Consider the following 22,107-nt stretch of genomic DNA (forward strand, 5'->3'; position numbering starts at 1 on the left):
TCCCAAAACGGGAAGGATCAGTAGTTCAGTTGGTTAGAATGCCGCCCTGTCACGGCGGAGGTCGCGAGTTCGAGTCTCGTCTGGTCCGCAAGCTTTAAAGCCTTCAAGTCGAAAGATTTGAAGGCTTTTCTCATTTTAGCCATATTTGAATATCGCTTTGTTATGTATCTTTTTTCTGTTCCTGGGTATTATTGCATCCAGATTATAAAATTCCAATTCACGCTTTATCCTCCTTCTTCCTGAACTGTTTCCAAAATGGAAATTGTTGAATCCGTTTTAGGCAGTTATTTATTTAGAGAATGATTTGATTATTGACTTAATCAGTTACCGGTACCTAATTGGATTTTAAAGAATTTATGGTTTTACCTGAAAGAATAAGCGCTGAGCTATCTGCCACTGAAAGATCACTTTGGTCGGTATATAAATGGCCCATATCCAGAAGGGTTACCCCCTTTAACCTCGCTGTTATTTTTTTTGCATGCATGATCGGGGAACCTTTCAGATCGGGGTTCATTTCAAACACCACTTGAGTTGAGTCATTTTGGGTAACATCAAGTTGATCAAAACTATGAATATTGCTCTCTACCTCTAATCGTGACTTTCCTGATAAACAAACTGTAAGCGATTTTTGCCGAAACTCATCTAATTCAAGATTCGTATCATGCCCTTCAATTGATAACAGTTCAGGGGCAGCAACACGCACCAGGATGTTATTTTGCATCCATGACTTTTCAATAAGATTATCATATTTATTAAGAAACTTGATATGTAAAGTATCCCCATTTATATAGGCTTTCACACTATCTTTCTGATAACCACCCCAATAATCCAGCACTCTTACTGAAGAGTTTTTATTTTGCTCAAAAACGATATTAGTCACATTTCCACCATCAACTTTTAAATGCTTAAAAGGGTGTTCCAATATCTTATTGTAATTCCAATATAAATCGGATTTATCCCGTTGGTCATATTGCCTTTTGAAAAGCAGGTTGGAGGCAAACAAGCTAGTCACGAAAAGCGCCAGCATGGTAATGAGTATTATAGTACTTAGTTTCATTTTATTTATCCTTATAATTTTGGTTAATATATTCTTCAAATCTTCTGTTAACTTCTTCCGACCCTATTTTAAGTAAATGCATATTTCTAAACATTAATGGAAGTTCATTTTCCAAAAACAATTCTCTCCGGTAGGCAAGAACACGTTGCATACCCTCCTCTTCAAGAAAGTATCCCACTCCTCTGCGGTTAGTTATAATTTGCTTTTGCTGCAAAAAATCATAAGTACGCTGTATGGTATTAGGTGTTACTTCCATGTAAATAGCCAGGTCCCTTATGCTTAGTATTTTATTTCCGGTCTGCCAATTTCCCAGCAGTATCTGTTCACATACATATTCCACTATTTGCAGATAAATCGCTTGTTTGTCTCTGAATTCCATTTACATTTCCTTTTCTTTCAACCTGATTAAGGCCGTTAACCATAATGTTCCGGGGATCACATAACTTATCAAAAAGCTGATTGCCGAACTCACACCTTCGGGCAGATCTACAATTCCAATCGCAGAACCTACCTTTAAAAATATACTTTTAAAAGGGGTAGCCATGTCGATATGGTTAAAAAACAGGCCAGCGATCAGAAGATTGGCAAAGTAAGTGAATATAACCAGCGTACAAACCAACAGAGCCACTTTGATATAACTGACCTTATTAAAATACAGTGAACCTAATAACATAGCTCCTGAAATATTAAAGAAAATGATGAATATGTTCTTAGCTATTTCATTATTAAATCCAAATACTTCAACTGAATGATATAAATTTTGATAATTGGGTCCATTAGGATCAAGTCCCTGATGGTAGTTATTTACAAAAAACACATCCACTAATCTGAAAAAACCAAGATATATTGCGGCATAAATAACTCCTGAAATCAACACGGCACAAAGCCATTTCTCCAAATGTGACGCAGGTAGCATTAAAAAGGATGTACCACTTGAATTGGATGAAAAATAGCCCAATGCTGAAGACGACATGAAACTCCCGCCAACAAGAAAACCAAAAACAAAGGCGCTGACCTGGGCCTTGGCGATGCCAGCCATCGATTGTACAATTGCATAGGTAAGTAAAGTAATGACAAGTGTCACTAACATCAATCCAAGCATTAGTGCGGGGCGTTCAAGTACTGATTTTTTGAACACCCAACCAAACCGTTTTATATTAAATGTATCGTTCATTTTATTTAGTGTTACTGGTGAAAATTTCTTTTGCCAATTGTGGCTTTGAGGTAACGCCATTAAATAAGTTCTCCAAATTGATCCGGGTATCTTCACCCGAAGTATTTTCTCTCACCAGAGACACTCCTTTCAGATGCTTCTCCACATACAAGATCCTATTATCATTTGGCGGAGTACTAACCGTTTCAAAGATTAGCTTTTCAGTAATCGAATCAACAGATTCGTTTAAAAGCAATTGGCCATCATCGACAATGATCACCTGATCAATTAAGTTTTCGAGATCACGGGTTTGATGCGTCGAGATGATAATAATGCGGTCATCTGTCATTACTGATGCGATCAATTGCCTGAATTGCGCTTTCGACGGAATGTCCAGGCCATTGGTAGGCTCATCCATTAATAAAATCTGTGTGTTGCAGGCTAACGCAAAGGCAATACTGAATTTTTTTTGCTGACCAAATGACAACGCACTGAGCTTTGCGGGAACGGAAACCGCCAGCTCTTTTAGAAAAGTGTTTAATTCATCCACGTTAAAATTGGGATAGAACACCGAAAATAAATCTAAATATTTCCTGAGGGTTAGCGGCGGAAGTGTAACATCTTCTGAAATAAAATATACAGTATTCAGGAACGATGGTTTTCTCCTTTGGGGAATACTACCGTTAACTATTACCTTCCCTTTTTTGGGAAATAATGTTCCGGAGATGTTCTTCAGGAGCGTAGATTTCCCTGCGCCGTTTTTGCCCAACAGACCATATATGTTTCCCCCTTTTATATTGAGCGAAAGGTCGCTGTAGAGCAATTTTTTGTTGCTATAACCAAATGATAAATTTGAAATCTTAATCATGTAGTGTAGTAGTTAAGTATTACACTACAATAGTAAATGTTTATTTTATTATCTACAAGAGGTTTTCAAAATATATTTGCTCATTCCTTATAAACTACTGAATTTCAATACAATAATTAATTAATTGGTTTAAAACGGGTCAGCTGCCCCGGATATTTGTTGTAAACTGTTAGCTGGGAAATGTCTGCGAATCGCCTTGCAAGGCATACTCTAACCGACTGATACAGGTCAAAAATGGGCATAAGCACCAGGCAGCCGTTTGGAAAAACATTGTGAAATGCTAAACGATATCATTGCAGTATAAGGTTTTGCCTTTAACAATCCTGCATAATTTGGTTCGAGGTTACGATACCTGGGGCCGCAAGCTTTAAAGCCTTCAAGTCGAAAGACCTGAAGGCTTTAATTAGAAATTTTATTAATAAAGAGCCTAATTTCCGTTCTTAACTTCTTCAACGTAAGCAGGAATTAATCCATGTGCATCCTTATGCGTGTTAATAATAGCCGTAGAATCAGGGGCCTGAGATAAACACATGACAGTTCCTCGTTTCTCATCAACCCAATAGTTAATAAAATTTACACCATATTTATCCTGTACTGCAAGATCTTTTTTGTGGGCAGCGGCTACATCTTTTGCTGTAACATTTCCTGCGCCTAAATTATGAACATCAAGAAAAAAATGGTTGCCGGATTTTAACAATGCCTGCTGACCGGATTCTACCATGTAGGTTTGAGCAGGCAGTAAACCATGTGCATCAGCATGCGTTTTTGTAATAGCGGCAGAATCAGGAGCTGTAGATAAGCAGTAAACGTCCCCCTTCGCTTCATCCACCCAATAGGAGAGAAAATTTACACCAAACTTTTTCTGTATGGCCAGATCCTTCTCATGTGCTTTGGCAACATCCTCCAATTTAACATTACCGGCTCCAAGATGATGTACATCTATGTAAAGGTGATTCGATTGAGCAGATGCAAACAGGCTGCAAAAAAATAATGGGGCTACAATAAAATTTATTTTCATGATAATGATATTTTGATAGGCAAAAAAACACATTATCCACGTTAAGGATATAGGTATAATTCCCTATTTTAAAATATCAAGTCTTATTGCTTCCTGCACCGCTTTGGCCCTTGATTTCGCATCAAGTTTAAATAGTATAGAAGATATATGATGGTCGACTGTTTTAGCAGATATAAAAAGTGTGTCAGCAATTTCTCTATTGGTTAACCCTTTGTTTAATAATACCAATACATCCAGCTCCCGATCGGTCAACTGACAGGGATTTGATTGAGTTGTCTTCCTGATGCCACGCGGAATATATCTGATACCAGACTTTTTCATTTCGTACTTCATCTTTTCATATACGGCCTTAGCATCAAGTGCCTGTATGATTTTGAGGGCGTTTTTTTTACTGTCTTCATCTCCTTCGAATAATATCATCGCCTGTAAGTAAGTAGCACCGGATTTCTCCCATAAATTCGCTGCATAGGGGTTGTTTATCTGGTATCCCTCATGAATTTCAGGTAAGGCCACCTGCTGCTTTCTCGCTTTGTGCATCCACAAAGCAAATTCAGCATTTTCAACTTCAAAAATGGATGACTTCACCTGATCCAGTTCCTCTTTTGAGAGAATCACCTCACCGGTTATCCATTCATATTCCAGCAAAGCGATTACAGTAGGAAGGATCCATTGCAACTGTGTTGTTTCGAATGCCTTTTTCTTAGCTTCTATAAGCAGCGAAAGTGAATCAGGCTTACCTTTCCGCATACTTATTTTAGCTACTATCAAAAGAGAAGTTATGGCAAAAGAAGCTGGCTGAATATCGTTTTTCAGGAGGTTATTGGCAATCATCAGGGCATAATCCCAGTCTGCAGTTTCGAGATGCATTAAAGCCTTCCAGGAAAGCATATTTGACCTCCATAAATCCAGATCTCTTTTTTCGCAATAAGCTATGCCTGTCTCCAGTATTTCCCTGGTAAAAGCGTAATCCTTCATTTTAATTCCCGTGCTGGCAAGATTTGAATAGGCACGGGCAGCATGTTCATGAAAAGAGTTCTTCAATGCAATGTCCAGGCTTTTCTGCAAAAGTTCCCATCCATGCTGATGTGAGGATTTTATGAATACCTCTACAGATCCTACATTGTTGAGCGCATGCGAAAGGGTTTCTTCATCATGTAGTTCCTCTGCGATCGCAATGGCTTTTTTCCCCCAGAATATACACTCAGCGTGTTGGTCCAACATCATTTTCAGATGGGACATATTACTGAACGACATCGCTTTTGAAGTAGAGGAAGGAAGGTCCTGAAGCAGTTCAACAGATGCCTGTGAAAAAGACTCTGCATTCTTTCTGTTACCGGCAAGCCACCAAAGACGTGATAAGAATCGCAGACAATTACCGGATTTTTCCTGATGATCCTTCAATAGTACGAAGGCTTTTTCCGTGTATTTGATTGCCTCATGTATTTGATTGGTCAAATAACATTCATAGGCATAATTTTCAAAAAACTGAATGAGGGTATCTGTATCTTTCCCCTGATAATATGTTAAAGTGGTAAGATACAGTCTGGCAGCTTCTGTATGTGCGCCAACAGAAGCTGCCTGGCGCGCTGCGACAGGAGCATAATGCACTACTAACGTATCATTATCTGCATATTGGGCATGATGAATGATTCGTTCAATTTCGCCGTTTTGTTCAAATATTTGCAGGAAGATAGTAAGAACTTTCTGGTTCAGATTTGTCCGTAGTAGCGGAGGAAGAGTCGATTCTATTGTTCGTCTATATAATTCATGCTTAAAAACAATCCGTCTGTCGCGGATGATAAGAATTTTCTTTTCAAGACAAAATTTGAGCGCCTCTTCATACAAGGGTTCCATCTCCTTCAGGTACCTTATTTCAAAGCCCGCAGGGAATATAGATAACACCTCCCATAAGTGCCTGGTGTGATCTTCCAATCCATTATAAACAAACAAAATGGAATCCATAATGTTATCAGGTACTCCCCCACTATAGCTGGCCAGAATTTCGGACACATAAAAGGGATTACCACCGGAAACACTATATACATCTTCTCCGCTATATCCTTTCTCCCGGGATAACTTTTCGACAGCCTGCCGGGAAAATGGTAATAGTTGGATTCTCGTATAGATTTGAGGACTTAACTGCCCAAGAACATTCCGCAGTGGATGCCTTGAATGAACCTCATCATCCCGGTAGGTAAGAATGAAGAGACACTGAAGTTGAGATATTCTCCTGCTCAGAAACTTTATGAAATCAAGCGTTGCTTCATCTGCCCAGTGAATATCTTCAAAAATGAGTACTGTAGGAAATTTCGGCTCCTGTAGTAGCTGTAATACACTGAAAAATAGAGTAGTGCGATCTTCTATATTCCCATTAAATGCCGCAATATCTCCGCTGAGCTGCAAAAGGATATCATATAGTGGAGCAAGAGGTCTTGGAGTAAAGAGTGCATCACAAGTACCCTGATAAACCTTATATTTTAGTTTTATTTCATTACAAAAAGCCTTTACCAGTGAAGTTTTTCCAATCCCGGGTTCGCCTGTTACAAGGATGCAATGGCCTTCGCCATTGTTCACATTTTTAAATTTCGATTGAATCAACGCTAAGAACCCGGTTCTCTCGATAAGTTCCATAGTAGTGGATGTTGGGGTTACACAAAAATAGGGAAAACCTCTTATACAGTATAGGGGATTTTACGCTTGTTTTGCAAATCAAGTATAACCCGCAATTATGTTAAAAAACAAACGGATTGAATCAATAGATCTTTTAAGAGGTACCGTAATGATCATAATGGCCCTGGACCATGTTCGTGATTATTTCCACCACGATGCATTTCTCTACAGTCCTACAGATCTTTCCCAAACAAATGTATGGCTGTTTTTTACAAGATTTATAACGCACTATTGTGCACCGGTTTTTGTTTTCCTTGCAGGAATTTCTGCTTATTTATATGGTGCAAAAAGAACTAAAAAAGAATTATCTGTATATCTCTTTACAAGAGGATTATGGCTGGTTTTTGTAGAGTTGTTTATTATCTCATTAGGGCTAACATTCAATCCATCCTATCCAATATTCAATCTGCAGGTAATCTGGGCAATTGGTATCAGTATGATAGTATTGTCAGGAATGATCCATTTACAACAGTATATTATTTTAGCAGTGGCCGTATTACTCATTTTTACACATAACCTGCTGGATGGTATCCATGTCCACGGAAATGAATTACAGGCATTTTTATGGTCTTTCCTCCATGAACCTGCTATGTTTATTTCAGGTCCCTTTTCTTTTCACATTCATTATCCTGTATTGCCATGGATTGGTATTATGGCGCTTGGATATTATTTTGGAAGCATCTACCTTTTGGCATCCAGAAGTAAAATATTATTGATAACAGGAGCGGGAGCTATCCTGTTATTTATTGTTTTACGATTGGGTAATATTTATGGAGATGCTGCACATTGGGAGGTTCAGAAATATGCCTTTTTATCTTTTTTAAATGTAACAAAATACCCACCATCTCTTTTGTATACACTTATAACGCTCGGACCAGCAATGATACTGTTATCACTAGCAGAAAGACCTCTCAATTCTTTAACCCGAAAGATTGCTGTCTTTGGAAGGGTTCCTTTTTTTTATTACGTAATACATCTTTACCTGATCCACTTTTTTGCATTAATTGCCGCACGAATACAAGGTTACGCATGGTCAGATATGATACTTACAGGGAGGATCAACAGTACGATCGGGTTAAAGGGTTATGGCTTTAACCTGTTTATTGTATACCTTGTCTGGATCGGTTTGATTTTTCTACTTTATCCATTTTGCAAATGGTTTGATAAATACAAAAGAGATAATCAGTCTGATTATCGGTGGCTGCAATATTTATAAATTATTAAAGTAAGGTTTTACCCTCAAAAAAAACTGTCCGAACTGTAAGTTCCAAAGCGAGAGTAGAAGTTTAAATCCTGGCTTCTAGTCGATTTTCTTGTTGTACCAACCTCGAACTTTTCGCATATTATATTCGCTCATTTCGGACTAAATGCCTCCAAATCAATCCAATCCTGCATAATTTGATTCGAGGTTACGATACCTGGGGCCGCAAACTTTAAAGCCTTCAAGTCGAAAGATTTGGAGGCTTTTTTGTTTTCGGAATAAAAAAAGTGCTCTACTTTAATAGGATCAAGTTGAATACTTGAGGGATTGTCATTAAGCTGTAGTTTAATAAACCTAAAAAGAAAGAAGTTTACATCTCTTACTCCGAAAGTCTTATTATTATGGCAAAATCGGTCAACTGTTGCCATACAAACATCTTCTAGTTTCTGTTGCTCAGATCCCTATGCGCTAAACTATTTTATCTTTCATTTACATTTTCAAATCCATCAGATAGGTAAATTTCAACGCACAAGTTTATTTCTTATGCAGATGATGACGGAACAACCATTCAGGCAGGATATTGGTAGTATACAAATCGCTGAATATTTCGTGTTGTAACTTGTCTATCTCCCAAAAGGTCAGTTGCTTTTTATTCAATTGATGGTATAATAAGGAATCGCTAGCAAAAGGATTTTCCAGATCGGCATTACCATGTATGATCCACAATGGCACTTTACCCAATGCGGCCGTATGGCCGAAGTCAGGGATACCAGATATCGCCACTGCTGCTGCAAATAAGCCAGGTACACACCCAATGGTGTTGATCACGCTGGAACCTCCCATAGAAAAGCCAAGCACGTAAATGCTGCTTTCATCTATTGGCAATATTTTTTTGAGAGAATCTACCAAGCGTATGGCATCCGGTAATGTAGCCGATGGTACAGATTCCGGTACGCCGCTACGAGCTTGTATATAGTTGGATGTACGTTCGGGAAATTGCGGGGCCACTATATAAGCCGGAAAGGCAGCCAGTATCTGCGGCTGCGCCCAGTATTTTACAAGCACGTTCAGTTGTTTGAGATTATCCATTCCTATACCTCCCGAGCTGTGGAGTATCAATACTAACGGATAACGTTTCCCCTTCACCGTTGTAGCGGGTGACAGAAGTCGATAGGGAATACCTTTGAAGTTGCCGGTGGTAAAAGCATCAGCATTGATGTTGTTAATGTCGGCTTTACGTTGTTGAGCGGTTTGCCGATCTGCCGGGACGGGGAGTTTGTAATATCCGGGATGTTGGGCTATTGCGCATAAGGTGAAACTGATAAAACTGGTGAGGAGGAGAAAAGCTTTCATGTGTGAGATCTTCCTGCTAAAGCTAAGGAAATTAATCTCCTTTTTTAAATAATATCCAGAAAGCTATTAATTATCGAGTAATAAAAATTGAGTTGCTTTGGGAACAAGATTAAACTCCAGGATAAAGTTGAAAAATATTCAAATTCCTTAATAAGGAATTCTTCAACAGATCTTTTATCGGAAGACGAACTTTTATCATACTATAATTTCTTTTATCAGCTTGTTTATTTCTTTTACTTTCATAACTATGATGTGAGGCTGTTTTCAAATAATGCTTGTTGCATGCTCTATTTCCCCACAAATTCCTCAAATCCACCTTTAAATACTGTTTCCAGCCAAAATCGGAAATCGTCAGTTGACCCGATTTGATAAGTCTCATTATTACTTTTAATAATTAAAGAGTTACCAGCCTGAATAGTTTGCCATACCTCATTTAATTCATTAATACAATATTTCGCAGGAGTTGCCGTATCATACCAGCCTGATGCCAAAAAGAGTTTATAAATTGCTCCATTGGGATAATAAATAGAGTGGGTAGTTTCCATATGTATAATTAAATCAGAAAGATATAAAATTTATAAATTCAATGTCATTTAGTTAGGCTCCATGGCAATGCTTTGATACTTAAAGTACCATCAGATAACCCAACTGAAGTAACCGTAAGCTTAATATCACCCGTACGCTGCGTACTTCTAATTACGACTAATGCACGTCCGTGCCACGCTCTACGTGTATTACCTGTATATGGATCAGTATCTTTAATATCAGCATTATCTACTCCTGCAATAATACCAGGTCCATCTATTTTGAATTGAAAACGAGCAGCGGCATTGGGTTGAAATATACCATTCTGGTCCGTTACTTCGACCGTAACGAAAATCAGGTCTTGTCCATTTGCTAATATTTCTTTCCGATCAGCAGTTAGTTTTATTTGTTCGGCAATGCCGGCAGTTTGTAAAATGGTCGATTCAATTTCTTTATCATTTTCCACACCAACAGCCCTAAGTAAGCCTGGTGAATAAGGAACAGAAAATGTTGCCTTAAACTGTTGATCGCCGGTAGTTGCCTGTTCGTCAATAAGTTTGTTGTTGAGGTAAAGCCGGACTTTCGGATATTTTGAATATACTTCAACCTGAACATTCTTTCCTTCAAATCCAGGCCATGTCCAGCTTTCCCAGGTAGGCCATACCGACCACCAGGTTTCCTTGATTTCAATTGGCTCCGGAGCCGGTTCCCGGACAGCCATATAGAGTTTTTCGCCGTTATTATATAACATGCTCCTATAATGTGATATAGGTTTTCTCCATCCTATCAAATCTATATCTCCACAATAAGCACCATGCCAGGGAAAAAAATCATGTTCCCAATGCTGACCGGGAGTGTCCCCTGAGTAATACCAGCGACCTATAGACGATTCTCCTAAATAATCCATTGCTGTCCAAACAAAATCCCCAACAACATACTTGTTATCCTCTACCAGTTTCCAATTTGTAAAAGCATCTCTCGGATAGGATTCAGTTTGAATAATTATACGTGAAGGAACTCTTTGATGGTCAGCGGGAGCACTATACAAGTGATAATTATAACCAGCTACATCGTGTACATCCATTAGTGAATCAAACGCTGCCCAATTCTTACCATTTTCAACAATGGCTGATGTGATGGGACGGGAAAGATCTATTTTCCTGATAGCATCTGCAAGCATTGTAGCAGTTTTTATTGCTTCAGGTTCACCTCTCTCTGGTATCTCATTTCCGATACTCCACATAATAACCGAAGGATGATTACGATCGCGCACAACCATTGATTCCAAATCGCGCCTCCACCACTTATCAAAATACAAGGAATAGTCATTTTTGTTTTTCCCTGTTCTCCAACAATCAAATGCTTCGTCCATCACTAACAAACCTGATTTATCACAGGCGTTTAAAAAAGCTTCAGAGGGAGGATTGTGAGAAGTTCTTACAGCATTGAACCCGGCAGCCTTAAGTAACTCAACCTTGCGTTCCTCAGCGCGGTCAAAAGCAGCAGCACCTAAACACCCATTATCATGATGCACACAGCCACCGTTTACTTTCACTGTTTTGCCATTAAGCTGAAAACCATTTTCGGAACTAAATTTTATGGAGCGGATACCAAAATCTGATTTAATATCATCAACTACTTTTTTATCCTTTAATACCTGTACCTGAGCCTGATATAAACTGGGAGTTTCAGGTGACCAAAGTAAAGGGTTTAATACATGTATGCTTTGGGTAATCTCTTTTTCACTGTTAGCGGGTAGTTCAACCTTAATTTGATCATTTCCTTTTTTAGAATTTTTATTCCAAAGAAGGGTTCTAAGTACAATACTTTGATTTATAGATGTTTCATTTTTTACCAGTGTTTTTACCTGGACGGTGGCATTTTTTGCAGTAACATCGGGAGTTGAAATTGCAATTCCCCACTGTGCCACATGCACAGGATCTGTAACCATCATCCAAACATGGCGATAGATACCGGAGCCACTATACCACCGGCTGTTTACCTGTTGAGAATTGTCTACCCTTACTGATATCACATTTTCTTTACCAAACTCCAGATAAGGTGAAAGATTATAACTAAACGAAGTATAGCCATACGGATAAATGCCAAGCGATTTTCCATTAATAAAAACTTCGGAGTTCATATATACACCCTCGAAATAAATAGAAATGTGTTCGCCTTTCCATTCCCCGGGAACCCGAAAAGTTTTCCGGTACCATCCTATACCGGCAGGAAAATATCCACCTGCACCTCCGGTTGGATTTTTGGGATTTATCCTCCCTTCAATACTCCAATCGTGTGGTAAGTCGAGGTTTCGCCAATCTTTATCATTGAAGTCTTTTGTTTTAGCTTCAGGTATATCGCCTGAAAAAAACTTCCAGCTATAATCAAATAATTGTTTCCGTTCAATACCACCGGGTTGTGCATAACATAATGACTGGTAAAAAAAAGTTACAGCCAATACAACTACTATCCTTACTATCGTTTTCATGCGTTACTATCCTTGTAAATTTTATTTGGTGATCACATCTACTTCTGCATATCCGGCATCATTATTACCATTCACCTCACGCACTGCACGAAGTCTTACATAACGGGCCTTTACCGGTATAAAGCTTCTCGTTTGCCATAATGGATTGTTTTTTATATTTGGAAATTCTCCTTCATCTACCAATTTCCACTCCGTATTATCCTGCGAAACAAAGAATTGATATTTTGCTATTGCTCCGGTGGTTTTGCCCTGGTCTGGCAGATATCTGAAACCGCAAAGTTTTTGCTCACTTCCCAAATCGAGTAGCAGATCAATGGGCATTTTTTTGTCATTGCTTTGATGCCATGCAGTAAATGGGTTTCCATCCAGGATCAGGTTTGCCTTTTCATCATTTAGTCCGGCAATTTTCCAGTTCTTTCGGGGAATATCAAATTTTTCCCGGGACACAGGACTGCTTTTACCTGTAGCTGGTTCGTAAGCAATAGCACCTATCTCCAATTTCCCTTCTGATTGAAAGGGACCTGTGTATTTTTTTGATTTTGAAGTAGGCTGCCTGCTGTCTAAAGTGTAGTAAACGACCGACTCAATATCCGCTGGAGTTATAGTTATTTCACCAGCCTGATTTCTGATAATGGAAGGCGCAGCAAGAATCTGCGGTGCATTATAAATTCCGATATTGGAAATTACCGGGCAGCTTTTCGAACCGGTAATATTAAAACGAACTTGCGTCGCCTTTACTGCTGAAAAACGGATGATTCGCTTATATCCGATTGTTGTTGCTTTTGCCAGCTGTTTCCAGTTTCCATCAACAAGGGCCTCCACGGAGAAGGCTTTCACGCGTTGTCCCAACCGGATATATTCCTGGACCAGGAAACGATTGAACGTGGTTGGTTTACCAAGATCTATAGTTAACGACGCGTTAGTCACATCATCATCAGTTGCCCAATAAGTATCCTCATTATTATCAACAGACATACCTGGTCCAAACCGTTTATCATTCCCTCGAACATTAGAGGCTTTCACCTTCATATTTGTGGCAAGATTTACGGCAAATGCTTCCTTTACGGCTTTGGCAAATTCAAGCGCTGCTTTTTCATCATTTGGATGGATCAGCCCATTTGGCATAACCGGAAAATTAAGCAGTAATGTGCCGTTCCGTCCTATGGAATTATAGTAAGTTTCCATTAATTGCGGCACTGTTTTTACCTGGCTATCTTCATGTGGATGATAGAACCATTCTGGTCTGATGGAAGTATTTACTTCGGCTGGCACCCAGGAATCCCCGTTTTCCAGGCCATAATGCAACATATTCCATTCAACCTCACCTTTGGCATTTAGTAAACTCCAGTTCGTTTCACCTACTAAACCACCTTCGGTACCTACCCAGCGCAGGTCTCCCCTATCGCCACCATCGTTCCATATTACACAATCAGGTTGTAGCCTGCGGATCAGCTTATATGTATTCTTCCAGTCGTAGTAGGTAGTCCGGTCAATGGTGCGGGTTTCATTAGCGCCACCATAATATCCTGAACCACCATTAGCGCCATCAAACCACACTTCGAAAATAGGTCCGTAGTTGGTGAGCAGTTCTGTAAGCTGATTCCTGAAATAGGTGATATACTCAGGCTTTCCATAATCCGGGTGATTTCTATCCCAGGGCGACAAGTATATACCTAATTTTAAACCGTATTCTTTACAGGCATCCGCCATTTCCCGGACCACATCTCCTTTGCCATTTTTCCAGGGAGCATTTTTTACAGAATACTCCGTGTATTTAGAAGGCCATAGACAAAAACCGCAGTGATGTTTTACCGTAAGTATTATTCCTTTCATACCTGCTTCTTTGCATATACGGGCCCACTGACGGCAATCCAGTTTTAACGGATTAAATAATTTTACATCTTCATTGCCAAATCCCCACGACTGATCTGTATAAGTATTTAAGGAATAATGGAGAAAAGCATAATATTTCATTTCCTGCCACCTCATTTGATTTTCCGTTGGCACCGGGCCAAATGGTTCGGGAGCCTTTGTCTGAGCATAGTTAATACTAACTGAACACAGGAAGAAAGCGATGCCACACAGCAAATACCTTATCGTACGAATGAGCATATTGTTAATATTATTTTGATCTAATTTGTCTTAACAACTTTAAACGTTTTTAACCAGTTTGCTGCTTCTATCCGAACTATATACGTTCCTGCTTTTAGGGAAGCCCCCATTGACATTAAGCTTGAAATTGAGGTAAGTTTAGCAGCTTCAACCTGTTTACCCATAATGTCAAATATAATAATGCGTTTTACCTCACCTGGTTTATCAATCGTTACATTGAATGTTGACGAAAAGGGATTGGGATATACTACCACCTGATTGTGGGTTGCCCCTTCTGTTTCCACTGATGATAAAGTATCTGTGACTGTTGATTTCCCTCCCGGTGCAACAGACGCTATTGTCCATTGTTGGTTATAACTTGTGCTTTCTGACCATTGACCCGCATCGGAACCGTTAGTAATCTTGCCCAAACCATCGAGATATAATCCGGTAGCGCGGTTCTTTAGTTTCACATAGCTTCCGGAGGTTTCCCGTTGCCATTGTTGGTTATTACTGTTACTATTACCCGATTGGCCAGTTACAGCACCGTTGGTCGTTTTGCCCATGCCATCAAGATATAGACCAGAAACGCGGTTTTTCAATTTTACATAATTACCGGTTGTTTCAATGGACCATTGCTGTGCATCACTGCCACTGTAACTCCATTGTCCTGCATTGGATCCATCGGAGTACCTGTACATACCATCTACCAACAATCCGGTAGCACGGTTAGTGAGACTAACGTAAGTCGCAGCAGTTACGGCTTTAACCAGCAGAATTGCTGTTGTAGAAAGAGCCGGTACAGTTATGGTGAGTGAATTTGAATTTACCGCCACTGTATTTTGTTTCAGTGCATTTTGTGTGTGCGATACAAAAGTTTCCTGTGCCGGCAAAGATGACAACTGCAATGTTTGGTAATTTCCATCAGCAACTGTGAAATTGTTTAGATTGATGGTAACAGTGCGGGAAGTAGTCATGTCACGGTTTACCAACATCACCGTTAAAGAGTCGGCATTTTCATTTACTGAGGAGTAAGCTGATACCGTGTTTTCGAGTGAAGAAGTACTTGAAACACTATATTTTTTTGCATTCCTGCTAAAGAGGTGCAATGTTTCCCACATGCCGATAGACCAGTTCCATGGAGAAAAGAATTCTACGCCATTGTTTGCAAATGTACCAAGATGCGAAGCATATATAACAGATTCAAGGCTTGGGTTGCTGCTTGACATGGTACCCCATTCACTTACACCACATGTTATGCCATGATTGGCACCAAAATGTTCAGTTAACCAGCCGTCGATACGCTTGAAAATATATTGTTTTGTAAGTGAGGCATCCCATCCGCCGGTACTTGTTCTAATACCGTTTGAACCCGGATAATCATACGTCGTATCATAATAAATCCGGTGTCCCTGCAGCGCCGCAGCATCATCATTATTATACCAGGGATAGTTATGAATATCTACTACGTCTACCAGCTTAATACCGGTTGCCTTATACTCATCTCCAAGGCGTTTTATAAAATACTCAATCCAGGAATAATACCTGCCGTTTATGTATATACTTTCATTTGACCATTTGTACCATTGCCATTCTGAGGTTGCAACAGGTCCACAGAGCTTGATGCCAGGATATAAAGCTTTCGCTTTCTTCGCCAATTCTATGTAATGATCCATAAAGACAGAGGCCGATATTTGCGTTGGCATAGCATAATCATGTGTGCCACTCCATATATCTACTTCATTATCCATATTCCAGTACAAGAATTGATTTTGGTTTAGCCCTATACCATTGGCTCCAAACCAATGATTAAGAATTCCCACAGCAGAATCGGAAGGCCATGGCTGCGTAAACAAATTAATATTACCTTCAACCAATGCCTTACCGGAAGGGTCTTGAGTATTGGGTACGCCACCACCGGCTAAATTTTGACCAACCCCAGACCAATACTGGGATTGATTGAAAGACCAATCATCAAAGTTGTTATTGGTATTGGATGCAACTCTACCCAGTAATTGAAAGGCAAACATCCCCTGCATACCAGGATAGTTGGCCGCAATGTTTTGTGCGTATGCATCCCAATCAGTACCATAAACATTATTATACCAGTCGGGATGGACCGTAATTTTTTTACGCCAGTTATAACCTGTTGCGTTATTACCACCGTTCATACGGGAGAAACGTAAACCTGCATCCTTGTAAAATTGTGCAGACTTCTCAAAGGATTGGTTCCGGCCATATATGTATGGAGAAATCAACCGTTTGTTTTGAATTGAATTAATTGAAATAGTAACGTTTTGTGCAACGGCCGTACAAAGTATGATTTGGCACAACAAAAGCAAAATAGGTTTTCTACTCATTGGGTTTGGTTTTAAGGGAGTTTAATAACAGATATGATTACAGTTTAATAATATTCAAAAAGAAAACATCGTTCTCACGAATCTCCAGCTCTTTTGTAAAAGGGACTCCGGCTTTTACAGTAATAATCTCCCTGGAAAGCGGTGAGCCGTCGTTTTGTTTTTTAATCTGCTCTACCTGCTGTTTTGTAAGTTGTGCCGGTTTTCCCATGGAGAGATAAGTAGAATACACATCGTTGCAACGGTAACCTACTTTATAGATTTCAACTGCATAGATACCATCGGGTACGTTTGCAATATTGACCTTCAATTTTCCTTTCGATTTTGAAGGAAGATCACGGATATAATATTGCTGATTATGCACAGAATCTCCTGGATGAGTATTAGTAAAATCCCAGGCCAGTGCCTGAATATTTCCTGTGGAATCCCTACAGATCCATGAAGTGGAATCATTATTTACCAATTCAATATTTCCCAGCCTGTTCATAAACTGATATGCATAGAATACAGGTTTGTTAATCCCCTGCGTATTCAGCATACCGAAGCCTCCGTGAAACGGTGTAAAACGGGGTCCGGGCTCTTCGAAAATGTCAGTAAAGACCCAATATGACATTGAGTTGGCAGCCTTGCCCACCTGCTTTAATTTTTGCAAAACATATGCAGCTTCGTGATAGCTGTCGTGGATAGGATCCGCCGGTGTATAGGAGGCGCTCCATTCAGTGTAATGAAGTTCCAGATCAGGCATAGAGGAGCTGGCAATTTCCTTCCGCGATTGAAGCACATCACCGCTGACGCTCATGGGATTTTTATCAAGTACGGTACCTGAGTTGCCAAATTCATCGAGATACCCTTGCTTTACGCCATAGGCATGGGTACTTATAAAATCTACAGGCACATTATTTTTATCGCAGTATGCAATCATTTCGGGTTCCCAGGCAGCTCCGGCTGTTCCCGGCCCTCCAACGCGATAAGATGAATTAACGCTTTTAATAGCCTTAGCGCTATAGTTGTATAATTTGAAGTAGTCTTCCTGCGTTCCTGTCCAGAAACCATCCAGATTAGGCTCGTTCCAAACTTCGAAATACCAGGTTTTTACTTCATCGGCGCCGTAACGTTCTGTAAAATGCCGGGTAAGATCCCGCACCAATGCGGCCCATTTTTCGTAATCCTTTGGTGGAGTTACGTTGCCCCGCCACCAGAAGATTGTTTTGGAACCGCTGGCCAATGCCGAGGGCATAAAACCCAGCTCAACAAAGGGTTTTACATCAATGCTTTGTAAAAAATCGAATAGAACATCAATGTACATATAGTTGTACATCGGGTTACCCTTACTGTCCTCTGTATATACAGCCATGTCGTCTGTCAAAAGACCGTGCATACGGATATATTTGAAACCGCATTCTTTTTTTACATATGCAAGCTGCTGTTGCCAATCTGCCCGAAGTCCTTCGTTGGCACGGCCTGCGCCGACACACTCATTGAACATAGTGTTCAGCTTTCCTGCTGTTTTGTTGAAATCAACGTTGATAACCCGTTCCTGAATGGTTGGCTTCTTCTGTTTTGCCGTTTGAGCAACCAGTGTTCCTGAAATGGATAAAGGCAGCATTAGAAATAAAATTCTTTTCATCTTAAAGTATATTTACCTTTCTTATAATTATTCGCTCCAGACCGATACAGCACCGGGTTTTAATATTTTTTCACCCACAATAATATTGGCGGTTTCAGGCATGTTCATGGTATAATTATCCGAGGAATAATTTACGGCCACATAAAAACCATCCCGCCAGTAAACAAATACGCCAGGGGGATAATTTTCAGTGGTAACACCTGCTCCTGTATAAATTCCTTTCAGTATGTCTGTTTCCAGTTTAGCATCATCTGTATCCACACCGATATAGGTAACAGTGCCTTTACCAACCTTATGTTTCACTACCGCTGCTTTTCCGCTATAAAACTGGTTATCAAATACAGCGAGTGTTTCCGTGTTTTTATCAGGCGCCAGTAAATCGGCCCAGTTATTCCAGCTGTAATGGGTGGATCCCATAAGGATATCTCCTTTGGCGTTACCTGAAAGCATATCGGTTGCTTTTACCTGTGCACCTATTAGCCCGGATATAGGAGCGGCACATTCAGCTTCCCAGAAGTGTCCCATGCGATCTTTAGTGGCTGTACGGCAGGTAATAATCAGGTGCCCTCCATTTGCGGCATATTCCCTCCATTTTTTTACCAAAGCACTATCAACCATTTCGTATGCAGGAATAATCACAAATTTGTATTTCGACAAATCAGCAGTTTCCGGTATCAAATCCACGGGGGCGCCAAATGACTTTGCTATTTCCAGGAATTTAATCGGGTAATTCCAGGTATCCCATTGCCAGGTCTGTTTTTGCCGGTCAATAGTCCAGTAATTTTCCAGGTTCCAAAGAATTGCCGTTGACCGCGTAGCCAATTTTTCAGGCATTGAAGCACCAGGTTTGTATAGCTTCCGCAATTCCTTTATTTCTTTCATGAATTGTATATATTCCTCGCCACCTGGTGAAGGACTTACACCATCTGTTTGTATTACGCCGGCATGGTATTGCTCAGCACTATAATTGATCTGACGGAACCGGTAGGAACAGGCAAGCTTTCCGCCAGCTGCAAAAGTGTGGTACAGCCACATTCGTACCGTACCTGGTAAAAGCAATGGGTTATAACTACCCCAGTTTACCGGGCCGGGCTGAATTTCCATTACACCGGATACACCCCCAACCGATTTATAATATTCGGCAGCGAACAGGATAACGCTGCTATTTCCCAACCTGAATCCGAGGTCACCGATATTATTGCTGCCTCCATTCGGATAAGCTGTATAGGTAGCCAAATCAAGGTGTTTTGTCCGCCGCGGATCAGCACCTGTGGAAACTGCTGTATAATTGGTCGTCACAAACTGGTCCGTCGAAATGTGACGTCGTAATGTTGCTGCCTGAAAATCGAGAAATTCTGCCTGGGCATCTGCCGAGTATCTTTTAAAATCAAGCAAAGCATGAGGGTTATTGCCCCACCAACCTACCAGGGTGGTATTGGGGATGATAACCTGATCAAAATCATTATACCACTGGCTCCAGAAGGCAGTTCCCCAGGCAGTATTTAAAGCATCTATTGTTTTGTATTTGTCCTTTAGCCACTGCCTGAATGCCTCCTGCGAAGAAGGGCTATAATCAGGTTTGGCATCAGGCTCATTATCGAGTTGCCAACCTATTACATTCTTATTCTGACCGTAACGTCTGGCCATTTCAGTTAGCACTAATTCTACAAACTTGCGATAAGCAGGATTAACGATTGACCCTAATCCACGTGTGCCGTGCTCACCACGGATGTAATGACCGTCCATCACAAAAGTTTCAGGATAATTCGCCCTCATCCAGGCCGGCGTGGTTGCAGAAGGAGTACACATCAGCACTTTCAAGTTGTATTTAGTGCAGAGGCCTATCACCTTATCAAGCCATGCAAACTCAAATTTCCCTTCTTCGGGCTCCATTTTAAACCAGGCAAATTCGGCCAGATGTACAAACTCATAGCCCATACCGGCAATTCTTTTTATATCCCGCTCCCATTGGTTTTCGTTCCAATGCTCAGGATAATAATAGATGCCGGTCGTAATAAGATTTTTCTCAGGAAAGAAGTGACTGGCTACCTGCGAAGTTGCATTCTGCGCATTGACTATACCTGCCATCATGATGCCAGTGAAACCGAGTACTAATCGCCTTACTATTTTTTTCATTACGTGAATTTCTATTTCAATATATTTAATAGCAACAATGCCTGTTTTCGGGTAAGAGATGTATAAGGGACTCAGTAAAACTTCATCCCTTATACATACAAAGGCTATTTATTTTCCTCCTTCATTGATAGCATCAATAGAGCGTTTATCAAGCACCGCATTAGTTCGCCTGTCCAATGCACCACCAGTATCCCAGTAAAAGGGTTTAATACCATTGGCAATTGCCTGTTTGGTTATATAAGTCAACCAATAATCCACAGAAGCGTTGTGAGTGTCCAGATCTTTGGGAACATTCTTACTGCCACCTCGTCTATAGGTTCCGTATTCACCCATTATGACAGGAATTTGTTTATCTGCGAATTTGGTTTTCATCTTGCCAAAGGAAGTATTTACATCACTTTCTTCTCCCCAGGTAGAATTGCGATCAGGTTCAATGGTAGAATGATGTCCCGTACCCCAGTAATAAAACATTTTACCCCAGGACGCATCGCCATCCATTAAACAGAATTGGTATGGAGAATAATAATGCACTTCAACCATCATACGATCTTTGATCGCATCTGTAGGAAGAGTATTCATCAGATTACTGGTTTTATCAATATCCGTTGCCGGCCCCTGAACCACAAGCACCCTGTAGCTGTTACGTCCACCGGTAGACCGGACTGCGTTGATGAAGGTTTGATGATAACTGATGAGTATTCCCATTTGCTCCGCATTTTCAACTGGCGGTTCATTGGCGCTTGCAAACATCAGATGCTCATCAAAATCACGCATAGTGGTAGCAATTTGTTCCCAGAATGCTTTTTGTTTGGCATTGACTGAATCTTGTTTTGCCTTGTTAATATTGTTGTCCAGCCAGCCACCGTCCCAGTGAATATTGAGTAAAACATACATATCGTTATTGACACAATATTGAACCACCTGTTTTACCCGGTTGAGCCAGGCATCCTGAATCTTGGCAGTAGTTTTGTCGGAAAACTGGTTCCATGCACAGGGCAGGCGGATAGCAGTAAATCCCTGCTGTTTTACAGCTTGTATATAACTTTCAGTAATCAAGGGATTTCCCCAGGCGGTTTCTCCACCAATAGCTTCCAGAGTATTTCCAATGTTCCAGCCCAGTTTAAATTTAGCAGCCAACTGCACTGCAGTACTTTCCATACCGGTTGGATCTGCCTGGGCAGGTGATATATTATAGCCTGGATATAAGCCGCTGGCTTGTGTTATGTTAATCCTGCGGATCTGGCTATTTCCCGCGTTAACCTCCAACACCGTGGATCTGGGAGCACCTGTAGTATTGGCAACAGTAGTTAACCGGATGGAATCACTGCTGCTCTTTCCGGTGGAGGGGCTTACCTGCAACCAGGAAGAAGCCGGATTACTGATAGTCCATTCTACGTTACTGGTGATTGTTACATTGGAAGCACCTCCTTCTGCCTGAAAAGCAATTTCAGATAAAGAGACTGACAATTCAGGTGTAATTCCACTCTTTTTACTACAGTATGCAAACAGTACAACGGAAATAATAAGTCCGGTAAGTCCACACCAACTTTTGGTTTTCAT

15 protein-coding genes and 1 tRNA gene are annotated in these 22,107 nt (G+C 40.4%); 2 read left to right on the forward strand and 14 right to left on the reverse strand.

What is annotated here, in order from left to right; all coding sequences use genetic code 11:
• Positions 1 to 14: 14 nt before the first annotated feature.
• A tRNA-Asp gene (locus tag BMW86_RS03900) sits at positions 15 to 88 on the forward strand.
• Positions 89 to 334: 246 nt separating this feature from the next.
• Here the strand turns inward: BMW86_RS03900 and BMW86_RS03905 are convergent.
• The 6 genes from BMW86_RS03905 to BMW86_RS33275 form a co-directional block, all read right to left on the reverse strand.
• Positions 335 to 1,057 carry a head GIN domain-containing protein gene (locus tag BMW86_RS03905; protein WP_089779150.1) on the reverse strand — a complete coding sequence of 241 codons (723 nt, stop codon included), beginning with the start codon at positions 1,055 to 1,057 and terminating at the stop codon, positions 335 to 337.
• A gap of 1 nt (position 1,058) precedes the next feature.
• Positions 1,059 to 1,436 carry a GntR family transcriptional regulator gene (locus BMW86_RS03910; RefSeq protein WP_089779152.1) on the reverse strand — a complete coding sequence of 126 codons (378 nt, stop codon included), beginning with the start codon at positions 1,434 to 1,436 and terminating at the stop codon, positions 1,059 to 1,061.
• Positions 1,437 to 2,231, reverse strand: a complete 795-nt coding sequence (locus BMW86_RS03915) for a hypothetical protein (protein WP_089779154.1) — start codon at positions 2,229 to 2,231, stop codon at positions 1,437 to 1,439. It lies immediately after the preceding gene.
• Position 2,232: 1 nt separating this feature from the next.
• Positions 2,233 to 3,078: an ABC transporter ATP-binding protein gene (locus tag BMW86_RS03920; protein ID WP_089779156.1), complete on the reverse strand. Its 846-nt coding sequence runs from the start codon at positions 3,076 to 3,078 to the stop codon at positions 2,233 to 2,235.
• Between the two features lie 427 nt (positions 3,079 to 3,505).
• Positions 3,506 to 4,096 (reverse strand): DUF4242 domain-containing protein, encoded by a 591-nt coding sequence (locus BMW86_RS32975; RefSeq protein WP_218149113.1) that lies wholly within the window; start codon positions 4,094 to 4,096, stop codon positions 3,506 to 3,508.
• Between the two features lie 63 nt (positions 4,097 to 4,159).
• On the reverse strand, positions 4,160 to 6,727 hold the full coding sequence (locus BMW86_RS33275) for a helix-turn-helix transcriptional regulator (RefSeq protein ID WP_089779157.1): 2,568 nt from the start codon (positions 6,725 to 6,727) through the stop codon (positions 4,160 to 4,162).
• A 97-nt stretch (positions 6,728 to 6,824) separates the two neighbouring features.
• Here BMW86_RS33275 and BMW86_RS03935 point away from each other — a divergent pair, with 97 nt between their 5' ends.
• A complete protein-coding gene (locus tag BMW86_RS03935) occupies positions 6,825 to 7,982 on the forward strand; it encodes an acetyltransferase domain-containing protein (protein ID WP_089779159.1) in 1,158 nt (385 codons plus the stop codon).
• Positions 7,983 to 8,501: 519 nt separating this feature from the next.
• Here BMW86_RS03935 and BMW86_RS03945 read toward each other — a convergent pair.
• From BMW86_RS03945 to BMW86_RS03980, 8 genes are all read right to left on the reverse strand, one after another.
• Entirely contained in the window at positions 8,502 to 9,320 is an 819-nt protein-coding gene (locus BMW86_RS03945; protein WP_089779163.1) for a carboxylesterase family protein, read from the reverse strand.
• Positions 9,321 to 9,607: 287 nt separating this feature from the next.
• Positions 9,608 to 9,865, reverse strand: coding sequence for a hypothetical protein (locus BMW86_RS03950; protein WP_089779165.1), 258 nt, complete (start codon positions 9,863 to 9,865; stop codon positions 9,608 to 9,610).
• Positions 9,866 to 9,909: 44 nt separating this feature from the next.
• The gene (locus BMW86_RS03955) at positions 9,910 to 12,336 is read right to left on the reverse strand and encodes a glycoside hydrolase family 2 TIM barrel-domain containing protein (protein ID WP_089779167.1); all 2,427 of its coding nucleotides are present in this window, start codon (positions 12,334 to 12,336) and stop codon (positions 9,910 to 9,912) included.
• A 21-nt stretch (positions 12,337 to 12,357) separates the two neighbouring features.
• The gene (locus BMW86_RS03960; RefSeq protein ID WP_218149114.1) at positions 12,358 to 14,448 is read right to left on the reverse strand and encodes an alpha-L-fucosidase; all 2,091 of its coding nucleotides are present in this window, start codon (positions 14,446 to 14,448) and stop codon (positions 12,358 to 12,360) included.
• A 20-nt stretch (positions 14,449 to 14,468) separates the two neighbouring features.
• Positions 14,469 to 16,685: a glycoside hydrolase family 44 protein gene (locus BMW86_RS03965; RefSeq protein ID WP_218149115.1), complete on the reverse strand. Its 2,217-nt coding sequence runs from the start codon at positions 16,683 to 16,685 to the stop codon at positions 14,469 to 14,471.
• 139 nt (positions 16,686 to 16,824) lie between these two features.
• Positions 16,825 to 18,411 (reverse strand): GH39 family glycosyl hydrolase, encoded by a 1,587-nt coding sequence (locus BMW86_RS03970; RefSeq protein ID WP_089779170.1) that lies wholly within the window; start codon positions 18,409 to 18,411, stop codon positions 16,825 to 16,827.
• 27 nt (positions 18,412 to 18,438) lie between these two features.
• Positions 18,439 to 20,547 (reverse strand): beta-galactosidase, encoded by a 2,109-nt coding sequence (locus tag BMW86_RS03975; RefSeq protein ID WP_218149116.1) that lies wholly within the window; start codon positions 20,545 to 20,547, stop codon positions 18,439 to 18,441.
• 108 nt (positions 20,548 to 20,655) lie between these two features.
• The gene (locus BMW86_RS03980) at positions 20,656 to 22,107 is read right to left on the reverse strand and encodes a cellulase family glycosylhydrolase (RefSeq protein WP_218149117.1); all 1,452 of its coding nucleotides are present in this window, start codon (positions 22,105 to 22,107) and stop codon (positions 20,656 to 20,658) included.

This window comes from Chitinophaga sp. YR573 (genome assembly GCF_900110995.1).
In the GTDB taxonomy this organism is placed as follows: domain Bacteria; phylum Bacteroidota; class Bacteroidia; order Chitinophagales; family Chitinophagaceae; genus Chitinophaga.

What these genes read in the sequence shown, in the direction of transcription:
- BMW86_RS03905 (WP_089779150.1), bottom strand. Translation starts at nt 1,057, where the DNA reads ATGAAACTAAGTACTATAATACTCATTACCATGCTGGCGCTTTTCGTG.
- BMW86_RS03910 (WP_089779152.1), bottom strand. Translation starts at nt 1,436, where the DNA reads ATGGAATTCAGAGACAAACAAGCGATTTATCTGCAAATAGTGGAATAT.
- BMW86_RS03915 (WP_089779154.1), bottom strand. Translation starts at nt 2,231, where the DNA reads ATGAACGATACATTTAATATAAAACGGTTTGGTTGGGTGTTCAAAAAA.
- BMW86_RS03920 (WP_089779156.1), bottom strand. Translation starts at nt 3,078, where the DNA reads ATGATTAAGATTTCAAATTTATCATTTGGTTATAGCAACAAAAAATTG.
- BMW86_RS32975 (WP_218149113.1), bottom strand. Translation starts at nt 4,096, where the DNA reads ATGAAAATAAATTTTATTGTAGCCCCATTATTTTTTTGCAGCCTGTTT.
- BMW86_RS33275 (WP_089779157.1), bottom strand. Translation starts at nt 6,727, where the DNA reads ATGGAACTTATCGAGAGAACCGGGTTCTTAGCGTTGATTCAATCGAAA.
- BMW86_RS03935 (WP_089779159.1), top strand. Translation starts at nt 6,825, where the DNA reads ATGTTAAAAAACAAACGGATTGAATCAATAGATCTTTTAAGAGGTACC.
- BMW86_RS03945 (WP_089779163.1), bottom strand. Translation starts at nt 9,320, where the DNA reads ATGAAAGCTTTTCTCCTCCTCACCAGTTTTATCAGTTTCACCTTATGC.
- BMW86_RS03950 (WP_089779165.1), bottom strand. Translation starts at nt 9,865, where the DNA reads ATGGAAACTACCCACTCTATTTATTATCCCAATGGAGCAATTTATAAA.
- BMW86_RS03955 (WP_089779167.1), bottom strand. Translation starts at nt 12,336, where the DNA reads ATGAAAACGATAGTAAGGATAGTAGTTGTATTGGCTGTAACTTTTTTT.
- BMW86_RS03960 (WP_218149114.1), bottom strand. Translation starts at nt 14,448, where the DNA reads ATGCTCATTCGTACGATAAGGTATTTGCTGTGTGGCATCGCTTTCTTC.
- BMW86_RS03970 (WP_089779170.1), bottom strand. Translation starts at nt 18,411, where the DNA reads ATGAAAAGAATTTTATTTCTAATGCTGCCTTTATCCATTTCAGGAACA.
- BMW86_RS03975 (WP_218149116.1), bottom strand. Translation starts at nt 20,547, where the DNA reads ATGAAAAAAATAGTAAGGCGATTAGTACTCGGTTTCACTGGCATCATG.
- BMW86_RS03980 (WP_218149117.1), bottom strand. Translation starts at nt 22,107, where the DNA reads ATGAAAACCAAAAGTTGGTGTGGACTTACCGGACTTATTATTTCCGTT.